Source organism: Mycobacterium sp. WUMAC-067 (assembly GCF_020217485.1).
Classification (GTDB): Bacteria; Actinomycetota; Actinomycetes; order Mycobacteriales; family Mycobacteriaceae; genus Mycobacterium.
This window is the reverse complement of record NZ_JAEKMI010000132.1, coordinates 1-2,260: the sequence shown is the minus strand read 5'-3', so window position 1 is coordinate 2,260 and position 2,260 is coordinate 1. Positions and strand designations below refer to the sequence as shown.

Here is a 2,260-nt window from a genome sequence, read left to right as displayed (position 1 = left end):
GCCGCCGCCGCCGTATTCCTGCGGGACGGACATGCACAACAGCCCCAACTCGCCGGCCTTGTTCCAGAGATCGCGGTCTACCTGGTGCTGTTCGACGAACCGTTCAGCATTGGGCGCTAGTTCTTTCTCGCAGAAGGCGCGAGCAAGCTCGCGCAGCGAGTCGAGTTCTTCGTCGAGCCAGGTAGGACGGTAGCCGGACATGTTTCTCCTAGTGGTGAGTGAGCAGAGACTTCGAACCTTGGGTACAAGCTGTTCCCAATATGGGTACACAGTGTACCCAGACTTTGGCGGGCGCAAGCTGCGACCCGGATACGCTGATCGCATGGTGTCGATGGGAGGAAAGACGGACAGCCTCAGTGCGCGGCGTGCCTCAGGTCGCAGCGATCGCGGTGAACAACGTCGCCGCGCCATCATCGCGGCCGGGATCCGCGCTATCGAAGAAGCCGGCCCAGGCGCGAACACCGGGGACTTCGCCGATCGCGCAGGGCTCAACCGCGCGCACATCTATCGCCACTTCGCAAGCAAAGAAGAACTCGACCGCGAGATCGCGCTCACCCTGTACCACGAACACAAAGCACGAATCCGGGAAGGAATTCGCGAGCGTGCAACGCCACAGGAGGCCGTACGCGGCCCGATCGTGCACCACGTCACCTGGGCTGACGAACATCCGAACCTATTCCGATTCCTATCCAGCCGGCGCTACGCCCGCACAGATGACACCGTCGGCAACGAGCCGAGCGGTTTCGCGTCAGAGATCGCCGCGGGCGGCGCGCTGTACTTTCCCGGCTTCCACAAAGATAAGTACGCAGACGATGGCTTCATCATCGCCATACATGGTCTGATCGACGCCTCCATCCAATGGTGGCTCGACCATCGGCAAGAGACGCGGGACGAACTCATCGAACGACTCGTCTCGCAAACATGGTTGCTGTTGCAACAGCGACTCGCAGAGACGGGCATCGCCATGGACGCAACTAGTTCGGCTGGTGTTTCTACGCCTGCGCAACAGAATGCAATGCCCTAACTGACGCCCCGTGCCGATACGCGCAGCTGAATCGCACAGACAAAACGCACAGCCGGGGGCAGCGTCGGGCAAGCGCGCTGCGGGAGCGAAATGCGTGCCGTAGATACAGCGAATCGGTGTTCGCGGTGGCTACCAGCCTGCAGGAGAACGTGTTCGAGACGTGCCGCGCGAAGAATGGCACAGTCTTGAGAGAAACATCGCGCGACATCCGGCGAGAACCGAGTCATCATCAGAGTTCGGGAATGCAACTCATGACGTCGTGTTCGAGAACTGACAATGGAGGCGACAGCCTCGCCGTGAAACTGTTGTTGATTCATGGGATCGTCGTGAGCGTTCCATACTGGTGTATGCGATCGGAATGGCCGAGGGCAGATAGCGATACGACCCGCGAGCATCAGCGATGACTGACAAGCACTTCCCTGATCTCACCGATCAGCAGCGAGCCCGTATCTGGGCAGCTGGGTCGGATATTAGTGAAATGGCGGTGCGGCTACGCGCGGGCACGGCGACACCCGACGACGTGGCCGGTGCACTCGGGCGCCTGTTTTCGACCGACGACAACCGAGACGCCCTGCGTCTTCCTCCGGACGCCGGCGTGCATGCAGAGTGCTTGGAGCGGATTCTGCGGCGGATCCCGGACGGTTGGGGTCGGTGGTTCCGGCACGACGCGGGCTGGTACCCGATCAGCATCGCCTGCGACCGGCAACTGGCGGCTCTCGACGGCGGCTACGTCGTCTACCAAGTCAAAGAGAAGTTCGGAACCCTGCGCTACTACTGTGAGCCCAGCACCGAGCGGCGTACTGAGCTGTGGGAGCGGTTCACCGCAATCACCGATGCGGCCGAACGTGAATCGGCCATCACCTGCGAGAGATGCGGCCAACCCGGCCGCCCGCATCGACAGCCATTCTGGGTGAAAACGCTGTGCGCTATGTGCGCAGCGGATCTCAGGTGCGTGCCGGAGTCATAGCGACGGAAAACCGGGACGAGGTTGCCTTCGGTGCAGTAAATGTTCCATAGCGGCACGGGGTCCTCCTTCGAGTTCCGGTGTACGGGCGAGCGATCGCCGGGCTGAGGCCCCGCTTAGAGCGGCTGACTCATGCCGAAACGGGCATAGGCTACGTGTATGCGCGGCGACACCAATGTTGAACCCGACGACCTAGCAGAACTGTTTTGTAGCAGTGATTTATCAGCCACATCTCGGCGGGCGGCATTCGAGGCGATTGTCAGTTCCTTACT

General features: G+C 61.3%; 3 protein-coding genes. 2 read left to right on the top strand and 1 reads right to left on the bottom strand.

All coding sequences use genetic code 11. The annotated features are described in order from the left end of the window. A partial coding sequence (locus JF781_RS27810; RefSeq protein ID WP_225341353.1) for an acyl-CoA dehydrogenase family protein occupies positions 1 to 201 on the bottom strand: 201 nt, incomplete at its 3' end. Between the two features lie 121 nt (positions 202 to 322). Between JF781_RS27810 and JF781_RS27805 the strand changes: the two genes are divergently transcribed. Both JF781_RS27805 and JF781_RS27800 read left to right on the top strand, forming a co-directional pair. Further along, a complete protein-coding gene (locus JF781_RS27805) occupies positions 323 to 1,024 on the top strand; it encodes a TetR/AcrR family transcriptional regulator (RefSeq protein ID WP_225330661.1) in 702 nt (233 codons plus the stop codon). A gap of 400 nt (positions 1,025 to 1,424) precedes the next feature. Further along, positions 1,425 to 1,991, top strand: a complete 567-nt coding sequence (locus JF781_RS27800; protein ID WP_141245007.1) for a hypothetical protein — start codon at positions 1,425 to 1,427, stop codon at positions 1,989 to 1,991. Positions 1,992 to 2,260: the final 269 nt, after the last annotated feature.

Excerpts from the sequence above, each read along its gene's own strand:
- JF781_RS27800 (WP_141245007.1), top strand. The coding sequence starts at position 1,425 with ATGACTGACAAGCACTTCCCTGATCTCACCGATCAGCAGCGAGCCCGT.
- JF781_RS27805 (WP_225330661.1), top strand. The coding sequence starts at position 323 with ATGGTGTCGATGGGAGGAAAGACGGACAGCCTCAGTGCGCGGCGTGCC.